This is a genomic window from Embleya sp. NPDC008237, from assembly GCF_042956465.1.
In the GTDB taxonomy this organism is placed as follows: Bacteria; Actinomycetota; Actinomycetes; order Streptomycetales; family Streptomycetaceae; genus Embleya.
In genome coordinates this window covers 709205-728460 of the sequence record NZ_JBIBGL010000002.1, presented here as the reverse complement: position 1 = coordinate 728460, position 19256 = coordinate 709205, and the positions used below count along the sequence as shown (strand labels likewise).

The following is a 19256-nucleotide window of genomic DNA, read 5'->3' as shown; positions in this document are numbered from 1 at the left end:
GGAACGCATGACGGGAACTCCGCTGCACCGCCGCGACTTCGTCCGCATCACGGCTGCCGCCTCCGGCGTGGCGGCGGCCGGTGTCATGGACCGGATCGGCATGAAGTAGCCCGCCCCCGTAGCCGTTCGGCCCCGTCCGCCACGCGCGGGCGGGGCCGACGCGCGTCACGCGGTCGGGAACCCCCGGCGCGCAGGCGGCCGAGGCCGATGCCCCCGAGGCGGCCGGCGTCGCGTGGGGGTCGTTCCTGCACGGCGTCGCGTCCGGCGACCCCCTGCCCGACGGGGTCGTCATCCGGACCCGCGTCACCCCCGACCCGGACTGCCAAGCCGGGGTCCGTCCGGGCGATGGAACCGCCCACCGCGTGCCGCACGTTGGCCGACTACCGGGCCCGGCACGGCCGTTCCCGCACCGATCCCGACCTGCAGGCGATGCACGCCGTAGTACCGATCATCGCCACGTGGGACGACCACGAGGTGTGCAACGGGTGGTGGTCCGGCGGGGCGGACGAGCACGATCCGGCCTCCGACGGCAGTTGGGCGGACCGCGTCGCGGCGGCGAAACAGGCGTACTTCGAATGGCTGCCCGTACGCCGGGCGATGCCCGGCTCCACCCAGCGTCGCCTGTCCTTCGGCACCCTCGTCGACCTGACCATGCTCGACCTGCGCAGTTTCCGCTCCCGGCAGGTCGCGGCGACCGACACCGCCGGCCTCGACGATCGAGCGCGCACCCTCACCGGCCGCGACCAGATGGCCTGGCTCAAGGACGGCCTCGCGCGCGGCACCGCCACCTGGAACCTGATCGGCAGCTCCGTCATGGCCGCGCCGTGGCTGCTGCCCGGCGCCCGACCCGGGGCGCCCGCGACCGTCAACCCCGACCAGTGGGACGGCTACCGGGCCGAGCAGAGCGAGTTGTTCACCCACCTGCGCGACCACGACAAACGCAACACCGTCTTCCTGACCGGCGACCTGCACTCCTCATGGGCCGGCGAGGTCCCGGCGCCCGGCGGAGGGGCGCCGCTCGCATCGCAGTTCGTGATGACGTCGATCACCTCGACGCCCTTCGGCACGCTCTACCCCGGCGGCGCGGGCGCGCAGATCGTCACCGCGATCCTCGAGCTGAACCCGCCCCTGCAATGGGGCGAATCCGAAGCCAACGGCTGCGGTGTGCTGGACGTGACCGCCGCACGCGTGCAGATGGACTGGTACAAGGTCGCCGACCGCACCAGGCCGGACAGCACGGTCACCCACCTGAAGTCGTTCGCCGTCGACGGAGCGACGAAACGGATGGTGCCCGTGACGACGCCGGTCTGACGGGGAACGCGGCCCGGGACTCCCGTACTCGGGTGGGGATTCCCTTGTTCCTTCTGGTCGCCAGTACCGCGCCGCCCAGGATCAGCACGCACGAGGCCCCGATCGCGAGCGTGAGCCCGGCCAACACCGCAACCCCACCGAACCCGATCGCCGGCCCGGCCCAGCGCACCGCACCGCACCGCACCGCACCCATACGCTCGCCACCACCGGTCAGGTACACCAGCACCGCCCCGAAGATCGGCACCGACGCGATCAACAACCCCGTCGTCGAACTCGACAACCGCCGCTCGGCTTCCGAGAGCATCCACCAGGGTCCGACGAACTCGGTCACCGCGAACACCGCCAGCGGCCACTTGTACGGACCCAACCCCCGCAGGCCCGCACCCCGCAACGCGAACGGCAACAGCAACAGGGCCCCCCAGCCCGGCACGCACGAACACCAGCACCCCCGGCGACACCTCGTCCACCGCGACCTTGATCAGCAGGTACGGGATCCCCCAGATCACACACATGCACGCGAACAACAACGCCCCACGACGACTCACGGCCGTGTCCCCTCAATCTCTTGATCGAAGAACGGTGTCGGACGACTCGGAGACAGGCGTCCCTCGTCGAGTACGGGATCGCTCAGGCGGCGTCGAGCAGAATCTTCAGGAGTTCGTCCGGGGCGTCGCGCATGATGTTGTGACCGGAGGCCACACTGTGCACGTGCCAGGCCGGGTCGTTCGACAGTCGCCGATGGACGGCCTGGAAGGGCGACTCTCCTTCCCATGCGGTCGCGTACACGAAGTCCCGACGCTCGAACCGGTCGAGGCCGCCCTCGAGACGCACCGCCTGCATCAGCGAGGCCAACGGGTGCGGGGTGGCCCGTGGATCGAAGAACGGCAGTGGCTCGCTGGTGTAGCCGTCACGGCCGACGCCACCGAGGTACCACTCGCGTTCCCGGTCGGTCACCAGGGACCAGCAGGATTCCCCGTCACGTGGCAGGAGAGCGTCGACGTAGACGAGTCCCCGCACACGGCCCGGGACACGATCGGCGGCACCGGTGATCACCATTCCCCCGTAGCTGTGCCCGACGAGTACGGCGTCGGTGATCTGCTCGTCCTCCAGGAGGTTGACCACATCCTGGATGTGGGTGTCGAGGTTGACCGAAGCGGTCAACAGGTGTCTTCGGTCGCCGACACCGGTCAGGGTCAGGGCGTACGCCTGGTGGCCGTGTTCGCGAAGGCCTCGGGCCAGGGGCTGGAAGGTCCAGGCGCCGTGCCAGGCGCCGGGGACCAGGACGAAAGTGGTCACGGAAGTCTCCGGGGTATGGGTGGATTGGGGTGCCGGGCCTGGAAGTGCGCGGCATGCAGGCACGACGACCTTCGATACATCGGACCCGCGAACGAGTCCCGACCGGGGGCTCGCATCGTCATCGTGCTCCTTCCCGGGGCTCCTTCCCGCAGCTCCGTCCCGGGGCTCTTCCCGGGGTCATCGTCCGCGGTCGGACGTCTCCCGCTGTAGCCGTAGGGACGGCGATATGCCGTGTCGGTCCGGCCGATAGTGCAGGTGCACGACACCGGCGCAGGTGCGCGTCGCCTCGACCAGGGCGAGCGGGATGCGCTCACCGTCGGCGGGGAACAGTCGTCGTCCCGCGCCCACTACGATCGGGTGCATCAGCAGGTGCAGATCGTCGACGAGGCCGATCCGCAGCAGGGAGCGAGTCAGGGTGATGCTGCCGGAGACGTCGATGTCACTGCCGGGTCGCCGCTTGAGTTCAGCCAAGCCGGCGGCGACCTCCCGCCCCAGGACTCGGGTGTCGTCCCACTCGGCAACGTCCTCCGCGACGGGGCGCACATGGGCTGCGCAGTGCGCGGGACACCCCTGCTGCCATGTCCCCACCACGCCGTCCAGGGACACCCGGAGCGTGGCCACGATGCGACGCAGCCGCGCTCCCGTCACCTGGGCAGCCCCGGGGATCGTCATCGTTCACTCCAAGTCATGGCCGTGAGCGGGGATCAGGCCCTCCCCTGCGAGGCCCGATCGCCGCCGATCCGGCCGGTCGGGATAACGTGTCCGATCCAACCGTCACCCGTCGGACGGCATCAAGGCCCACTCGGAACATGGTCGTTTAGCCGGATTCAACAACGGAGAGTCACGTGCTGTTGGAACGGGTGGAAGTACAGACCTTCCTGGCTCTCGCCGAGGAACTGCACTTCGGACGTGTCGCCGAGCGCCTGGGCCTGACCACCGGCCGGGTCAGCCAGAGCATCAGCAAACTCGAACGCCGCGTCGGCGCTCCCCTGTTCGAGCGCACCACCCGCCGGGTCCGCCTGACCCCGCTGGGTCGTCGGTTCGCCGACGAACTGGCGCCCCTGATACGCGACATGGACGACACGCTGCGCCGAGCCATGGACGCCGCGCGCGGGGTGACCGGCGTGCTCCGAACCGGATTCCTGGGAGCTGCGGCCGGCCAACTACTGCTCAAGACCATCCCCGTGTTCGCGGCCCGCCACCCCGACTGCGAAGTCCACATTCACGAGACCCAGGTCCACGACGCCATCGGACGGCTGCACGCCGGTGAACTCGACGTCCTGATCACGGCCCTGCCGATGTCGGGAGTGATCACCGGCCCCGTCCTGCTGTCCGAGACCCGGGTCCTGGCCGCACCGACGACACCCTCGTGGGCATCGCGCACATCGGTGTCGATCGAGATTCTCGCGGACCACCCGGTGATCCAGATGTCCGCGAACATGCCGGAGGAACTGCGCATCGACCGCTCGCCCGCGCAGACCCCCTCCGGCCGGCCGGTACCCAAGGGCCCGACCGCCACCACGTTCCCCGAGGCACTCGCCCTCATCGCTTCCGGCAAAGGCGTCTTCCCCGTCGGCGAACACGCCGCGCACTTCTACCCGCGCCCCGACATCACCTACGTCCCCTTCCACGACGCCGCCCCGGTGCGGTGGGGCCCGGTCTGGCTGGACAGCAACAACATCGCCCGCGTCCGGGCATTCGTCCGCGCGGCCGAGGACGCCTGCGAGGGAACCGCCACCTGAGCGCAGGGCTGCGGGCCCGAGACCGCCCGGGCTCCATGCCGTATCCATGTGGTTTCCAAGAGCGAGGGACCAGTCTTCTCGCAAGACCACCGCAGTACGCAAGGACACCGCAGTGCTCGGGAGAACAACACGGTACGTACGCTGCGGCTGCCGTATACGAACGCTGGGGCTGCCACTGTGGAACGTGTTGCTTCCGCCCGTGGTTCGAACGCCCCGTACACCCGACGACCCGAACCTGTCGACCCGCACCGAGGAGAATTCGCCATGTCGATCATCGTTCCCGGCTTCGACGACTCCGTCCTGGTCCGCTCCGACGACGCGGAGGTGATCGGTCGCGCCCCGACCACCGTCCGCCTCCTGGCGGACAGCAGTTCCACCGGCGGCGCGCTGTCCACCCAGCGCGTCACCCTCGCCGACGGCGCGAACGGCGCCACGCCGCACCGGCATTCGCGGTCGGCGGAACTGTTCTACCTGCTCGACGGGACGGCGCAGCTCCTGTCCGGCGACCGAGTGGTGACCGCCGAGAAGGGCGACGTGGTCATCGTGCCACCGGGTCTCGACCACGCGTTCGGCGCCGCACCCGGGGAGGACGCGGACATCCTGATCGTGATCACCCCGGGCGTCGAACGCTTCGAGTATTTCCGGCACTTGGAGCGCATCGCCTACGGCAAGGTGCCGCCGGAGAGCCTCCTCGACGTCCAGGAGCTCTACGACACCCACTTCACCACCAGCGAGAACTGGAACCGGTCGCGCAGCCGGGGCTGAGACCGAACGGCGGGGTGGAGATCCGGTGGCCCCGCGGCCCGGCGCGGAGGCGGCACGGATCGGTTGCCGCATCCGGGGCCCACGCCGGATGAGCGGCCGGGGTTCGCTCCCCACACCCCGGTACGCGGCCACCGCCCCTCCCTGGACCGGACGCCACCACGCCCGTGTGCGAGCCGACACACCACGGACGACGGCGCCGAGGACGGTCGGTTGCTCGACCCGACGCCTCCGACAGCGTGGCCAACCGGCGGCCGGCGCAGTGGCGTACGAAACATCGGACGGGTCGTCGACGGGAAGTTCCCTGACGAGGATCAGGCTCCCGTAGCGGAACGGACCGTCCATGCCGTGCAGCCACGCGTATACCTCGTGGCCCGGCGGCTCATGGATGTCGGACATGCCACGAGCACGCCGGGGCGCTCCGACCGGGATCTCGGCGGGCTTCAGGGGCAGTCGTGGAATGTGCGGGCATCGGGAGTTAGGGGTGCGCAGAAGTCGTCGACCTGGTTGTCGACTTGGCCGGCGATGTAGGTGAGGCCGGCCAGCAGGATCACATAGGTAAGGATGGCCATGAAGACGCGGCCGTAGGATGCCGCCGACTCGGCTTGGGCGCGGTGTGGCCGGCGCGGGGTGTAGACCAGCGGGACGGACGAGCCGGTGCGGTAGCGGCCGTCGACCGTGCAGCGGTGCCGATGGCCGTTGTGGTCGGCGTAGTCGACGGTGGTCACGGGCACGTAGTAGACGTCGTCGCGGGTGCGGTCGGGGTCGGTGCTCGGCCGGGTACGGCGCTCGAGGCGGGAGGAAACGGCGGTGCCGGTCGCACGGATCCCGGCCCTGCGCAGGTAGTTGACCCGCAGGGCGATCAGGATGATGACGAACGGGCCGATGATCATGACGAGTTCCCTCGCCACGAGGAAGGAATGCGAGTGCTCGCGCATGGTGTGTTTCCTTCGGTGTACACCGGTGTGAGCCGGTGAGCGGCCACCGGGAGTGGTCCGCTTGCCCGAGACGTGGTCGGGCGCGGCGAAATCTCTCCACTTTTCGAGGTCCGATTTCGTGAGTTTCGCCGCGACGGACGCTTTCCGGGACCTACGGCCGGCCGCCGGCGGATAATCGTCGCGCGAAGAGTGGAGAGATCTGTGCCCCTCGGGCCACGTTCCGTGTGACAGAGCCGCGTCGCCGTTGCGGAGGGTGTCATGACACAGACCCGACCGGACCCGCCCGGAAAGCTGCCCGACGACCTGCCGTCGGATCGGGGGGCGTCGGATCAGGAGTCGTCGGATCGGGGGGCGTCGGCCCTCCCGCACGGCCCCGACGGCCCGGTCGTGCCAGCGGTCGACGACGCCGACTCGGCTGCTGCGGGCGCGAGTTCGGGTGCGAACCTGAACCGGGACGGGGATCTGGACCCGGACCTGGACCTGGAGTTGGACCGGGACTCGGGCCCGGACCCGGACCCGGACGACATGTGGCACCGGTTGCGGGACGGGGACGAGGCTGCGCGGATCGCGTTGTACGAGCGTCACCACGACGCGATGGTGCGCTGGTTCCGGGTGCGGCTGCCCTCGGCGGCCGAGGCCGACGACTGCGTCAGTGAGGTGTTCGTCCGGGCGCTGGACGGCATCGCCCGTGACCTGAAACCGGACCGGGGCGTCGACCGGTGGTTGTGGGGCATCGCCAAGCACGTGTGGATGGCGGAACTGAAGGCGCGCCAACGCGTCGCGGACCGGTCGATCGAGGAGGAGGAGACACCGGGCGCGAAGAGCGTGACCGGCTCGGGGTCGGCCGCGTGGGATGCCGATCTCGGTCACGCGTACGGCAAGTCTCAGGCGTTCGCCGCGATCTACACCGCGACCGACGCGCTGTCGCAGACCCAACGCGTGGTGGTGAGCGCACACTTGGACCACACGCTCGCCGAGATGCGCCCGGTCAAGGGCGCCGAACTCGCCGCCCGTCTGGGGTGGTCCCGGATCAGGGTAGACCGCGAACTGAGCCGCGGCCTGAAGAAGGTACGCGAGCGGGTGGGGCTGTTGGCGGCGGCACGCGCGGTGCGCTCCTGCTCCGAGGCGGCCCGAGTCCCGGCGCTCGCACGATTGTTCGTCGCCGAGGAAGCCGGGGCCGGCCTGGTGCCGACTCGGGCGGAGTATCGGGCGCTCGGGACGCACGCGAAGTCGTGTGCGAACTGTTCCGCCGTGGCCAGGGACGCCGTGCTCCAGCGCACCTGGGTGCTCGGCCCGGGCCTGGCGTTGGCGGCGGCTCGGCACGGCGCGGAGGACGAGGACGAGCGGCGGCGCGCGGCGGTGGCCTGGTGGACGGGTCGTCCCGCGGCCACGGCCGAGGCGGCCTCGGTGGCGCCCGCCGCGACACCGGAGTTCGCCGCGTCGATGACCGCCGCGGCGCCCGCGACGGCCGATCCGGCCGGCCGGTTCGGCGAGATCGTGCGGAACGTACGCCCGGCCCTGGACGCCGTCGCCCGGCCCCTGGTCACCACGACCCGCGTCGTACGTGATGCGGTTCTACAGCAGTTGCTGCGCGTTCCCGGCGTCGCGCCGATGATGAACACCGCCTCCCGGCTCGCCGGCGAGAACCCCATGGCGGTACGCGTCGGCGGCGCCGTCGTCGCCCTGGCCACGGCGGCCGCCCTGACCCTGTTGGCCGTATCGCCCGAATCCGCGCACACACCGACCGCCCGGCCCTCCCCCGGCGCCTCGGCGGCCCCCGGCGGTACGGGCCCCGGCCCGGCGGCGAATCCGAAAGCGGACGGACCCTCACCATCGAGCCCCACCGCGACGGATGCCTCCGGAGTACCGCTTCCCGGCGATACCTCCTCGCCGGACGGCACGTCGCCCCCGGACGGGCAGGACACAACGGCCGCTCTGCCGGGCGGAGTTCCCGCCGGAACCGGCTCCGGTTCCGGGGCCGGGTCCGGGTCCGACGCCCGCACCGGCACCGGTCAGAGCGGTGCGGGCACCACCCCCGGCACCGGCGGCCGAACCGACTCCGGTCCCGGTCCCGGCACCGAAACGGGCGGTCCCCCCGTGCCGGCGGTCTGGGGCTTCTGGATGGTCCGCTACGCCGACGACCCGATCGGTACCACGCGCGAACTGTCGCCGACCCCGCAGCGCCCGGACAGCCACGAGCCGAACTGGACCTACGGCATCTGGCGGCTCGGCAATCCGCCCGCCGTCAAGACGGTACGCGTCACGCACCTCGAAGTCGGCCGGCATGTGGTGATCCTCCCGGACAGCGGCGCACCCGGCGGCATCGCCCATGTCGCGGTCTCCGACTACGCCGCGAACGGCGTGTCCTGCCAGCCGGTTCGATGGTGGCAGGAGGGCGCCGACGAGAGGATCGAGGTCACCTGTCTCGACCGTACCGGCACCCGCGCCGACATCCCGTTCACCGGACTGTTCCTCGCCGGCGACCGGAACGGCCCGTATGGACAGGCGGGTTCGCGCGGCTACGTGTACGCCGGCGAGCCCACCGCCGCCCGCCAACTCCCCGCCGCCGCGTCCCGACAGAACACCGGCGCGGTGACCCGTACCGGCATCGGCCGCTACGCGGTGGCGGTCGCGGCGGACACGGAGTCCGTGCAGGTCTCGCCGATCGGTACGACGGCGCGGCACTGCGCGGTCGTCGCGTTGTCCGGGGGCACCGCGTCGGTGTCCTGCACCACGCACACCGGCGCGCCGGCCGACACCGCGTTCACGCTGAGCCACACCGGCCGTCAGAGCCTGCTCGACGATGCCCGGGTCCCGCACACGGTGCACCTCACCGTCGCCGACGCACCCGGTTCCGCCGCGCCGACGGTCGGCGGATCGTGGATGTCCCGGCCGGGCACGGCAACCGTGACCCGCACCGCGACCGGCCGCTACACCCTGCGCCTGTCGGTCGGGTACATGACCAGTTACGCGCACCTGACGGCCACCGGCGGCGGGTACTGCACCACGGTGCTCCGCAACGACTACGGCGCCAAGGACGACGTCCTCATGTACCTGGCCTGCTACACCCCGACCGGCGCACCGGCCGACAACGGCTTCCGACTCGACTACGTGACCGCGTCGCCGCATTACCCGTAGCGCGGCGACTCCGGGTGGCCGGACGGGACCCACGCGTCGGGCCCGATACGCAAGGTGGTGCTCGGGCGGGCGGGTGCTGCGGGATTGCTCACCGGCGGCCCGGAGACACGGGCGTTCGCCACGATGCGGGCAGCGTTCGGGGAACGAATCGCTCAGCGACCGCGACGTGCAGTTCGGGCCCGGCCCACGCCGGCCTGTTCGCCTTCCGCCGGCCCGCACCGGCCTGTTCGCCCCGGGCTGTTCGCCCCCGCCCGGCTCGCCTCGGTTCCGAGCATTCAGGCCGGGGGCTCGTCACGCCAGCCGAGCGACGAGCGCGGTGTGGGGACGATCGTGCCTTCGAGGATGGTCGCCGCCGGCGTTTCCTTCAGCTCCGGGAGAGGCGCCTGGTCGTGGGGGGTCGTGGGGTTGTCGAGGGTGGACAAGGGCGAGAGCGCGATCTCGAGGGTGGGGTAGACGGGGAGGATCTGGTTGAGGCCGGTGACGATCAGGACCTTGCCCATGCGGGCGAGGTTCTCGGCGCCCATTCCGGAGACCAGGCGCAGGACGGCGCCGCGCAGACGCATGGTCTGGAGGACGTAGACCAGGCCACCGAGGACGCTGCTGTCCATGAAGGTCACGTCGGACAGGTCGATGACGATGTGCGGGTGTCGGGTGTCGGCGACGGCGCCTTCGAGGTGAGGGCGGACGGCGGGCATGACCTGACCGTCCCAGTCGCCGCTGAGCCGGACGATCTGCCATTCGCCGTGTTGGGCGATGTGGCAGGTGACACCGGCGCGGCGGTGGTGGGCGCCGAGCGGGATGTCGATGGGGTCGGCGTCGCGCAGGCCGTCGGCGGGTGTGCCTTCGGCCGGGGTTCTGGTGATCCGGCCCTGTTTGGCGAGGGTCCAGCGGCTGCGGCATTCGGCGAGGAGGGCCTGGCTGCCGCCACACGCGCGGACGACGGCGAGGGCGCGTTCGCGGCTGAGCAGGCGGCGGCCGGTGAGGCCGTCGCCGAGGGTGCTCTTGGGTATGTCGACGCCGGCCTTCTTGCAGCGGCGGCAGATCTCGTCGTAGGACGGGGCGCCGCTGTGCAAGCGGACGAGGGTGAGCCAATTCGCGAAGTCGCGGACGGGCGTGAGGTCTTCCACGACCGTCCGGGGTGGCTCGTTGCGCTCGCGGGCGGTCATTCGTTTCTCCCCCAGGTTCACCCGTGTTGCCGGCGGTCCGCGATCGTGCGAGGACTCAAAGTAGCGTCGTCCGGGGACGTCTGCGGTCGTTCGGGGACGTCTGCGGTCGTCCACGGTCGTCCGCGACCGTCCGCGTTCGTACGAGGGAGTGGCGGCGGGCGGGCGGCGCGGGTTCGATGAACGGTGTGACGCGTTCGATCGGACGTACCTCAGGTGGCCGATCGTGCTCTCCCCGAACGGGTGAGCCCCCACCGGCCGACGGCCGAAGGGGGCTCACTGCCCGGTCGGTGTTCGGCGGGCTACCACCCCCGCGGGTCGACCGGGCTGCTGGGCCGAGCTCGGGCGAATGAGGTCAACGTCAGCGTGTACACGATATCGCGAAGCACGGCCGGGAACTCCCTGAATTCAGGGAATCGGTCCGCACTCGTGGAGGAATACGCAGGTCAGGGGCCGTTCGAGTTGTCTTGGTAATCACTCACATGGCAGCGTAAGCTGTCCGCCACGAATTGCGTCTGCCTCCTACCAAGGCGCCGACGCTTTCGTGTCCCAGAGCTCGGGTGAATGAGGAAGAGAATGTCTGAAAGTTTCGCGACGTTATTTTGCGTCGTCCTGATCGTTTTCACATTGTCGGCGGTGATCGCGTATGCGGTCCGTCGGTTGAGCGCGACCGCGCCGGGGCGTCTGGTCGCGGTGATCGCGGCCATCACCGCGTTCGCGGGAGTGGTACCGGCGGTGATCTACGCCGCGCTCGCCGGCTCCCCGGCATCGTCGTCCGGGTCCCCCGTCGCCCCGTCCCAGGCCACGTCCCCGCAGATGGTGTCGCCCGCGTCGGAGTCGCCCACGACCGGGTTCCGGGCGTCCGCCCCGGGCGACGTCCCCGCCCTGCCATGACGGGTGTCAGGCTCTTGCCCAGGCCCCGGCGGCAGGTCCCCGATACCAGGGCGCGGATCACGGCCCCCTTGGTGTACTCGCGCATGCACTATCCCCCGCACAGCTTCTTCGGATCCCTCGATCGGGTCCATCGCGAGGCGCTGTTGTCCATGGCGTTGCTGCACCGCCTCGAAAAGGGAGGCTCGGAGAACCTGTTCTCGGAACGCACGGTGACGATCCTCCTGCGGGGAATTCTGATGGAGGCCCCGTTCGCCGGGGGCCCTTTCCACACGAGGCTGCGTACGGCGGGCGATATTCTCGAATCATCGGCGGTTTTCGACCCGACGGGCGGTAACATCGCCGTCCACGGTGTGCAGTCCAGCGTGCTGGTCTCCATCTCCCGGCGTGGATTCGTCGCACACCTGGGCGAACGTCCTCGTGCGATGGCGGCGCTTGCCCGTTCGATGGCCCAACGGGAGAAACTCGACCTGTTCGTCAACGTCCACGTGCGGCAGGGCAACACGTCCGTGCGGATCGCCCGATACCTGTGCTTCCTCGCCGACTTCCTCGGCGAAAAGGCGGGGGACGGCGTCCGGATCTCCGGCTTCTCCCAGACCGACATCGCCGACGCCGTCGGCACCTCCCGCGCATCGGTGGAGAACTTCTTTCGCGAACAACGCCGAGCCGGGACGGTAACCACCGCCTACCGCGTCATCGACATCGTCACCCCCGACGGCCTGCGCACCCAGGCCGGAAACATGCCCATCCGGCAACACTGAACCACACCGACGGCCACCTACCCGCACGCCGGCATGGGGCGACGCCGAGCGGCGTCGAGCGGCGTCGGAGGGCGCTGTTTCGGCTCGGAGTTGGCGACGCGTTGGGGACGGTTGGCGACGCGTTCGTGTCGCGCTCGCGCGAGCGCACGCGAGCAGGTAGCCGCGCCGCGCCGGGGGCCGCCGCGAGGTCCCCGGGGCTTCGCGGGCCCGGCGCGGGTCTCCGACCACTGTGCGGCGGGCACCTTGGTCGGGGAACGCGAGACGGCGGCGGCGATGAGTTTCGCGGTAGGCGGCAGTCCAACCCTTCGACAGCACGACGACATCCGCCTTTCGGAGGACGCATCATGAGCACGACCATCAACCCCGGTGTTCGAATGGCTACTTCGGTTCGCGAAGAGCGGGGCAGCGCGACGGCGGGCATCGGCAGGGTGCTCGCGTTCGCTTCCCTGGCGGGAATGGCGGTGGCCGGGGTCTACGAGGGCATCGTCCGGGCGTCCGGGGTGTCGTTGGACATCGGTGCGGCATCGGGCGAGGCGGAACCGATCCCGACCGGGGGCTTCGTGGGCTTCACCGCCATGTGGGCCCTCGCGGGCGTAGTCCTCGCGCTCGGGCTCGCCCGGTGGGCGAAGCGACCGGGGCGCACCTACGCGGTGATCACGACGATCGTCGTAATCGCCTCGCTGGGCCTGCCGTTCACCGTCCCCCACGTCGCCCTGTCCACGCAACTCGTCCTCGCTGCCTCGCATCTGGTCGTCGCGGCCGCCGTGATCCCGTTCGTGGCCGCCCGACTGGCACGCGTGCGGTGACGCTCGCGTCGACCGGTTTCACGCCGCGGCACGCGCAGGCGAATGTGGAGGGCGTCGTCTCGGTCCACGTCGGCAGCCGGGTTTCGTGGGCAAACCGTTCGTCCCGGACCAGGATTTGTGGGGTGTGGGCCCTCTCCCTGACACGATGAGGCATCGTCCGTGCAGTCGGGTCGGCTGCGCGGGAGAGTGCTCGGGCCGGCACCGGGGCGAAGAGGCGACGCGAGGAGGAGGCTCAACTCCTCGACAGGGTGCGGCGCTTACGCACGCGGGCGGGACTACGCTGCTGTGTCGTGCGGAAGACGCGTCTCGACATGGATCGGATCCGGGCGGCTCGGCGGGCGATCGACCCGATTTTTCTCGACACTCCGCTGTATCGGTGCGAGGCGCTGGAGCCCGGCCTCGGGTGCGCGGTGAGCATCAAGTTGGAAACGGCGAACCCGGTCCGCAGTTTCAAGGGCCGCGGCACCGAGGTGATCGCGAGCCGGCTTGCGGACAGTGGCGAGCGAGCGGTGGTGTGTGCCAGTGCGGGCAACCTCGGACAGGCCCTCGCCTGGTCCGGGCGCGAGCGCGGGCTCGACGTCACCGTCGTGGCCTCCCGCTTCGCGCCTGCGACCAAGCTCGATCGCATCCGTGCGTTGGGCGCCGGGTTGGAACTGGTGGACGGCGACTTCGACATGGCGCGCGAGCGGGCGGCGGCCCTCGCGCGGAACGACGGTATCCGGCTGGTCGAGGACAGCCTGGACATCGAGACCTGCGAGGGCGCGGCGACCATCGGCCTGGAACTGCTGGGTGCCACACCGACGTTCGACGCCGTCCTGATCGCCCTCGGCGGCGGGGCACTGGCCACCGGTGTGGGTCGTGTGGTGAAGGCCTTGGCGCCCGGAGTCGAGGTGATCTGCGTCCAGCCGCTGGGCGCACCGGCAATGACCCACTCGTGGCGCGGGCGACGCGTCGTCACCACCGATTCGACGAACACCATCGCCGACGGCGTTGCCGGTCGACGTCCCATCCCGGCCGTCCTGGACGACCTCCTCCTGGTTGCCGACGATGCCGTCCTGGTCCGCGAGACGTCGATCATCGCCGGTATGCGGATGCTCCTCGACCATGCCGGCCTCGTCGTCGAACCGTCGGCCGCACTCGGCATCGCGGCGATCCTCGAAGACCGGGACCGCTTCGCCGGCCGCCACGTGGTCACCATCGTGTGCGGCAGCAACGTCGACGTGGACGCCTATCACCGCTGGGTCGGTGCGGCCGGTGCGGCTCCCGCCGGTGCGGCCGGCGCGGCTCTCACCGGCGGGTCTTGACGATCGCTGCCGTGGGTTTGCTCCGCATATCGGACTCGCGCACGGCTGGTCTTGGAGCGGCTGCGGCCGGGTGACCTGGTTCGCCCCCGGCCAACGCCTTACTCCGCCAAGGACCGCAGCCTCGCATGTGCGGGCCCGGGCAGGGAGTCGGGAGCCCCGGGGCCGGCGGTACGGTCACGCCACAACCATCCCACCCGGCGGTCGGGACCGGCACCTTTCGAGGCAGTTCTCCGAGGCCGAGGCCGTCTTCGCGCGCCGCCAACCGCCTTGCACGCGAACGTACTTGCGGTGTCCGGCTCGTGCGATGTTATCGACAGATGTGATTACCCCGGAGCGGGACCACCGGCTACTTTGGTGCCGTCCGACCGGAGCTGTACGAGAACGTCCCGCTCGACGGTGGTTGGTTCGGACTCCGCGGCGGCGCCCGTCCTCCGGTTCCACGCCACTTCCGCCCCTCCCGAGGAGACGCATGTCCCGCCGCGCCCGTCCACGCCCTCGCCCGTTACCCATCGGCCTGGTGACCGTCCTGGTCACCACCCTCGTCGCGCTCGTCACGCTGGGCCCAGCCGGACCCGCCGGCGCGACGGGCTCGCCGCGACCCGGCGCCGTTCCGTCGCCCACCGCGCCGCATAGGGGGGTCGTTGCGCAGGATTCATCCGACACGCCGACTCCCGGACGGGACAAGGCGGTTGCGGCCTTCGTCGAGCAGCGTGCCAAACTGCGCGCGACGCTCTCCGGCGACTCCGCGGGCGCACCGGACGGCGCCGCGACCGCCGGCGCGGGCGCAAGCGCAAACCTCGCGCCTACGCACAACTTCTGGGGTGTCTTCCCGCAGCCGGGTACTCACGACGGCATCACCGCGACGCACAGCGTGGATCCCTCGTACCGGGTGAGCAACTCGCAGAACTTCACCTACGCCCCGACCACCAAGGCACAGAACTCGTGCATGGAGGTGGTCACCGCCTACTGGAGCCTGGGCGCCGAAATATGGGCGTGGGACTGGTGCGGCCAGAGCGGCCCCGCCAAGACCCTGAAGGTGAACGCCGACTTCCTGGCGAAGTACACCACCACCGCCAACGGAATCTCCTCCTACAGCGTGCAGTTGAGCAAGGACGCGACCTCGGGGAACGCGTGGTCGTCCTACCTGTACAACCACCGCACCCAGGCCTGGGAGTTGCTGTTCCGCTCGTCCGGCACCGACCAGAGCGCGCTCAACCACGGCTGGGACATCTTCGAGATCTACGCCACGGTCAACCCCGCCACCGGCAAGGGCTACTTCTGCACCGAGGCGCGCAATACGGCGTTCGACAGCGCCGACATCAAGCTCCGCAGGGGCGGCACGTGGCAGCTCGCGACCTCCACCGACTCGCCGTGGACCAGCACCAACCCGCGCGGCAGCGACTTCCTGTGCCCGTCGCTGACCTTCACCCGGGCCGCACAGAACCACCACTGGACGGTGCATCCCTGATCGTCCCCACGTCCGACCGACCGGCCGACCGCCGGACGGGCCGGGCTCGGCCCCCACGCTGCCCCCGTCCGGCGCCTCCTCACCAGGTTCTCCGCAAAGGCGTCCCCGGCGAAGGACGTCCCATGACCGGCACCCCGGCCCCGACGGACGCATTCCGTCGGGGCCGCAGGCTTCAGAGTTGGTGATACTCGGGCTCGGGCTCGGGCTCGGGGCGAAACTTCACCCGTCGGTCGGCACGGCGGTCCGTGCGTCGCCATCGGCCGTTGTCGTAGTAGCCGTGTCGGCTCCCGATCCCGGGTCCCCTTCGACGGGGTACCCGATCGCGGCGGCCGCCTCCGCTACGGACGCCCAGGATGCCGTGGCGTTCAGGGCGCGGACCGTGTCCCGGCGGAGCGGTCGGTGAGCGTACAGGTGGCGCACCGCGTCGATGTCCACCGCGGTTTCGTAGCTCGCGCAACGTCGTGAACGGTCATACGCCCAATCCAAGCGCGCGGATCGGACCTTCCAGCGGCAGGGCTGCTCCGCGACCGAGGTGGATCGGCCGACAAGCGCACCGGCAGCGCCATTGGCGGTGTGGTCGTGCGGCTGGTGCGGCCAGTGGTCGACGTGCCCGGTGTGAGCCGTGCCGGTGTTGCGGGCGTTGCGGGCGTTGCGGCGGTGCGGCGGACGTGGTCGGTGTGACCGACGTGGTCGACACGACCCGTGCGGCCGCTGCAGCCGGCGTGATCGGCGTGGCGGGCGTGGCCGACGTGGCCGATTCCCGCTCCTCCGCGACGGAGGGGTTCGGTGTCCGAGAAATGAAATTCTTCATTCATGATCTTGCGGTCTGTTCATCTCCATGCCAGATTCGGCGCACAGACACAGACACAGACCAGACACAGTTCGGCGTGATCGCCGCTACGCCTTGGGAGTCACGAGCATGCCGATCGAGCCAGCCTCCGAGGGGGGCCTCGCGGTGGAACGCCGCACCATCGAGGTGATCCCCGACGCCGAGCGGCACGGTACGCCGCTCAGCCAGTTCACCCTCTGGTTCGGCGCCAACATGCAGGTCACCGCGATCGTCGACGGCGCCTTGGCGGTGGTCTTCGGCGCCGACGCGCTGTGGGCCATATTCGCCCTGCTCATCGGCAACGTGCTGGGCGGCGCCGTCATGGCCTTGCACTCGGCGCAGGGGCCGCGGCTCGGGGTCCCGCAGATGATCTCCAGTCGGGCGCAGTTCGGCGTCTACGGTGCGGTCCTGCCGCTGCTGCTGGTGATCCTGATGTACCTCGGCTTCGCCGCGACCGGCACCGTCCTGGCCGGTCAGGCGGTCTGCGAGATGTTGCACATCGACAACGCCAAGGTCGGCATCCTGATCTTCGGTGCGCTGACCGCGGTGGTGGCGGTCACCGGCTACCGGCTGATCCACCTCGCCGGCCGCATCGCGACCGTCGTCGGCGTGCTCGGCCTCGGCTACCTGATGATCCGCCTGTTCACGCAGTACGACGTCGGCGCGCACGTGGGCGAGAAGGGCTTCGACTCCGCGACCTTCCTGCTCGCCGTCGGCCTCGGCGCCGGGTGGCAGCTCACCTTCGGCCCGTACGTCGCCGACTACTCGCGCTACCTGCCGCGCAACACCAGCCAGCGCGCGACGTTCTGGTCGACATTCGCGGGCTCCGTGGTCGGTTCGCAGATCGCCATGACGCTGGGCGCGCTCACCGCGGCCGTCGCGGGCAAGGCCTTCCTGCCGGACCAGGTCGGCTTCCTCGGCGATCTGGCGGGCCCCGCGTTCCTGGCGTTCCTCATCTACCTGGTGATCGTGGTCGGCAAGCTGACCGTCAACTGCCTGAACGCGTACGGCGGCTTCATGTCGATCCTGACGATCGTGACGGCGTTCGACGGCCGGTCGCGGATCTCGCAGGCCGCCCGCGCGGCGTACATCATCGGATTCACCGCGGTCTCGGTGGTCATCGCGATGGCAGCCAGCGCCGACTTCCTGACCAACTTCAAGAACTTCGTCCTGCTGCTCCTGATGGTCTTCACGCCGTGGAGCGCGATCAACCTCGTCGACTACTACCTCATCTCGCGCGAGCGCGTCGACATCCCCGCCCTGTACGACCCGAACGGTCGCTACGGCCGCTGGAACCTCACCGCCCTGACCTGCTACGTCGTGGGCGTGGTCGTGCAGATCCCATTCCTGGCCACCAAGCTCTACACGGGCGCGATCACCAAGAAGCTGGACGGCGCTGACATCTCCTGGATCGTCGGCCTCGTCGTCACATCGGCCCTCTACTACCTGTGGGCACGCCACACCGCCAACCCGCCCACCGAAACCATCCGCCCCACCGACCCACAGTCCGCCGAGCCCCGCACCGAGGCACCGATCGGCTGACGTCCGCGCAGACGGGTGGGTCCCTCCCACCCCGCAAACCCACGCCGCCTCCGCCCGGTCCCGCCCATCGCGACCGCCCGGAGGCGGCGGCACGCGTACGTCAGCCGCCGACCGGCAACGTCGCGCCGGCCCCGCCGGGGAGGCCGGCGCGGGCGCCCAAACCGTCAGCCGACCCTGGATGGGTCCCAGATGTCCGTCTTGGGCAACGGGTTGGAAGGCCTTGTCCTTCTGGCGTTCAACCTCGGACAGGCGGTGCGACACGATGCGGACCAATGCCGCGCACAGGCGTCGGGGATCCGCTCCGGGCGGGCCGGTGACGAACCGGATCAGGGCCGCGCCGGTCCCGGTCGCAACACCCCGAAGCCGGTCAACCCAGCGTCACTCGTCCGACGCGAGGGTCTCCAGTGCGAAGAGCACCACGTGCTGCCAGAACATGGCCGGGCTGTCGAAGGACGGTGGATCGACGTCGAGGAGGCCACGTGACGGACGAGGCTCCTTGGCGGTTGCGGCTGGTGTCCGAAGTCAAGTCGTGCACCAAGAAGCGTCGTTGGTGCCTTACCCTGCCGCAGTCGACGTGCCGCCCAGCGTCGTCGAGGCCGCAACGATGGCGGTAATCAGCCGTGAGGGTGAACGCCGGTGCCGGCTGCGTCCATCACAGCGGGTGCTGTGCGCGCTGGTGTACCTGCGCAAGAACGACACGTTCGCGCAGCTCGTCGCCGGGTTCGGCATCGGCATCGCCACCGCGTGGCGGTACACGTGGGACGTCATCGGGCACCTGGAGGCCCTCGCGCCGACGCTACGGGAGGTCCTGGAGGAGGCCGAGCCGGACTGGGTCCTGGTCGACGGGCTGCTCGCCCGCTGCGACCAGGTTGGCGACGGGCGCGCCGGCTACAGTGGCAAGCACCGCGAGCACGGCGTGAACGTCCAGGTCGTGAACGGGCCGACCGGACGGCTCCTGTGGCTCTCACCCGCGCTGCCGGGCCGCGCGAACGACCTGGCCGCCGCCCGTGAGCACGAAATCCCCGACGTCCTCGCCTCGTTGGAGATCGCCGGCTTCGCGGACAAGGCGTACGCCTGCCGCGGCGGACACCTGACCACGCCGATCAAACGCAAGACCGGGCACGACCTGTGCGACAAGCACCGCCGACACAACCGCGTCCACGCCCGCATTCGCGGGCCCGTCGAACGCGGCGTCGCCACCGCCAAGCACTGGCGCGTCCTACGCGGCGCACGATGCAGCCCCAGCCGGATGAGCCGCATCACCGCCGCCATCCTCACCCTCACGATCTACACGTGAAAAAGGCC

Annotated in this window: 16 protein-coding genes; 11 read left to right on the top strand and 5 right to left on the bottom strand. The window is 70.4% G+C overall.

Going from position 1 to position 19256, the window contains the following annotated elements; all coding sequences use genetic code 11:
- Window positions 1-207 precede the first annotated feature (207 nt).
- Entirely contained in the window at window positions 208-1311 is a 1104-nt protein-coding gene (locus ACFZBU_RS06370) for an alkaline phosphatase D family protein (RefSeq protein WP_391582330.1), read from the top strand.
- Here the strand turns inward: ACFZBU_RS06370 and ACFZBU_RS06365 are convergent.
- The 3 genes from ACFZBU_RS06365 to ACFZBU_RS06355 form a co-directional block, all read right to left on the bottom strand.
- Window positions 1241-1741, bottom strand: a complete 501-nt coding sequence (locus ACFZBU_RS06365) for a hypothetical protein (RefSeq protein WP_391582329.1) — start codon at window positions 1739-1741, stop codon at window positions 1241-1243. The genes ACFZBU_RS06370 and ACFZBU_RS06365 overlap by 71 nt on opposite strands.
- A gap of 197 nt (window positions 1742-1938) precedes the next feature.
- Complete coding sequence (locus tag ACFZBU_RS06360; RefSeq protein ID WP_391582328.1) at window positions 1939-2607, bottom strand: alpha/beta fold hydrolase; 669 nt, start codon at window positions 2605-2607, stop codon at window positions 1939-1941.
- Between the two features lie 177 nt (window positions 2608-2784).
- Window positions 2785-3279 (bottom strand): dihydrofolate reductase family protein, encoded by a 495-nt coding sequence (locus ACFZBU_RS06355; protein ID WP_391582327.1) that lies wholly within the window; start codon window positions 3277-3279, stop codon window positions 2785-2787.
- A gap of 173 nt (window positions 3280-3452) precedes the next feature.
- On the opposite strand from ACFZBU_RS06355, the gene ACFZBU_RS06350 reads away from it, so the two are divergent.
- Both ACFZBU_RS06350 and ACFZBU_RS06345 read left to right on the top strand, forming a co-directional pair.
- Window positions 3453-4349 carry a LysR family transcriptional regulator gene (locus ACFZBU_RS06350; protein WP_391582326.1) on the top strand — a complete coding sequence of 299 codons (897 nt, stop codon included), beginning with the start codon at window positions 3453-3455 and terminating at the stop codon, window positions 4347-4349.
- A gap of 264 nt (window positions 4350-4613) precedes the next feature.
- The gene (locus tag ACFZBU_RS06345; protein ID WP_391582325.1) at window positions 4614-5114 is read left to right on the top strand and encodes a cupin domain-containing protein; all 501 of its coding nucleotides are present in this window, start codon (window positions 4614-4616) and stop codon (window positions 5112-5114) included.
- A 440-nt stretch (window positions 5115-5554) separates the two neighbouring features.
- Here ACFZBU_RS06345 and ACFZBU_RS06340 read toward each other — a convergent pair whose 3' ends face one another.
- Window positions 5555-6049, bottom strand: a complete 495-nt coding sequence (locus ACFZBU_RS06340; protein ID WP_391582324.1) for a DUF3592 domain-containing protein — start codon at window positions 6047-6049, stop codon at window positions 5555-5557.
- A 258-nt stretch (window positions 6050-6307) separates the two neighbouring features.
- Here ACFZBU_RS06340 and ACFZBU_RS06335 point away from each other — a divergent pair, with 258 nt between their 5' ends.
- Window positions 6308-9187: a sigma-70 family RNA polymerase sigma factor gene (locus ACFZBU_RS06335; RefSeq protein ID WP_391582323.1), complete on the top strand. Its 2880-nt coding sequence runs from the start codon at window positions 6308-6310 to the stop codon at window positions 9185-9187.
- Between the two features lie 275 nt (window positions 9188-9462).
- Here ACFZBU_RS06335 and ACFZBU_RS06330 read toward each other — a convergent pair whose 3' ends face one another.
- Complete coding sequence (locus ACFZBU_RS06330; RefSeq protein WP_391582322.1) at window positions 9463-10353, bottom strand: STAS domain-containing protein; 891 nt, start codon at window positions 10351-10353, stop codon at window positions 9463-9465.
- Between the two features lie 573 nt (window positions 10354-10926).
- Here ACFZBU_RS06330 and ACFZBU_RS06325 point away from each other — a divergent pair.
- The 7 genes from ACFZBU_RS06325 (at window position 10927) to ACFZBU_RS06295 (ending at window position 19248) form a co-directional block, all read left to right on the top strand.
- Window positions 10927-11244, top strand: a complete 318-nt coding sequence (locus tag ACFZBU_RS06325; protein ID WP_391582321.1) for a hypothetical protein — start codon at window positions 10927-10929, stop codon at window positions 11242-11244.
- 83 nt (window positions 11245-11327) lie between these two features.
- On the top strand, window positions 11328-12002 hold the full coding sequence (locus tag ACFZBU_RS06320) for a Crp/Fnr family transcriptional regulator (RefSeq protein ID WP_391582320.1): 675 nt from the start codon (window positions 11328-11330) through the stop codon (window positions 12000-12002).
- 344 nt (window positions 12003-12346) lie between these two features.
- On the top strand, window positions 12347-12808 hold the full coding sequence (locus ACFZBU_RS06315; protein ID WP_391582319.1) for a DUF6069 family protein: 462 nt from the start codon (window positions 12347-12349) through the stop codon (window positions 12806-12808).
- 290 nt (window positions 12809-13098) lie between these two features.
- Window positions 13099-14112, top strand: coding sequence for a threonine/serine dehydratase (locus tag ACFZBU_RS06310; protein WP_391582318.1), 1014 nt, complete (start codon window positions 13099-13101; stop codon window positions 14110-14112).
- Between the two features lie 469 nt (window positions 14113-14581).
- Window positions 14582-15580 (top strand): carbohydrate-binding protein, encoded by a 999-nt coding sequence (locus tag ACFZBU_RS06305; protein WP_391582317.1) that lies wholly within the window; start codon window positions 14582-14584, stop codon window positions 15578-15580.
- A gap of 919 nt (window positions 15581-16499) precedes the next feature.
- Window positions 16500-17951 (top strand): purine-cytosine permease family protein, encoded by a 1452-nt coding sequence (locus ACFZBU_RS06300; protein WP_391582316.1) that lies wholly within the window; start codon window positions 16500-16502, stop codon window positions 17949-17951.
- A 547-nt stretch (window positions 17952-18498) separates the two neighbouring features.
- Entirely contained in the window at window positions 18499-19248 is a 750-nt protein-coding gene (locus ACFZBU_RS06295) for a transposase family protein (protein WP_391582315.1), read from the top strand.
- The last annotated feature ends 8 nt before the right edge of the window (window positions 19249-19256 follow it).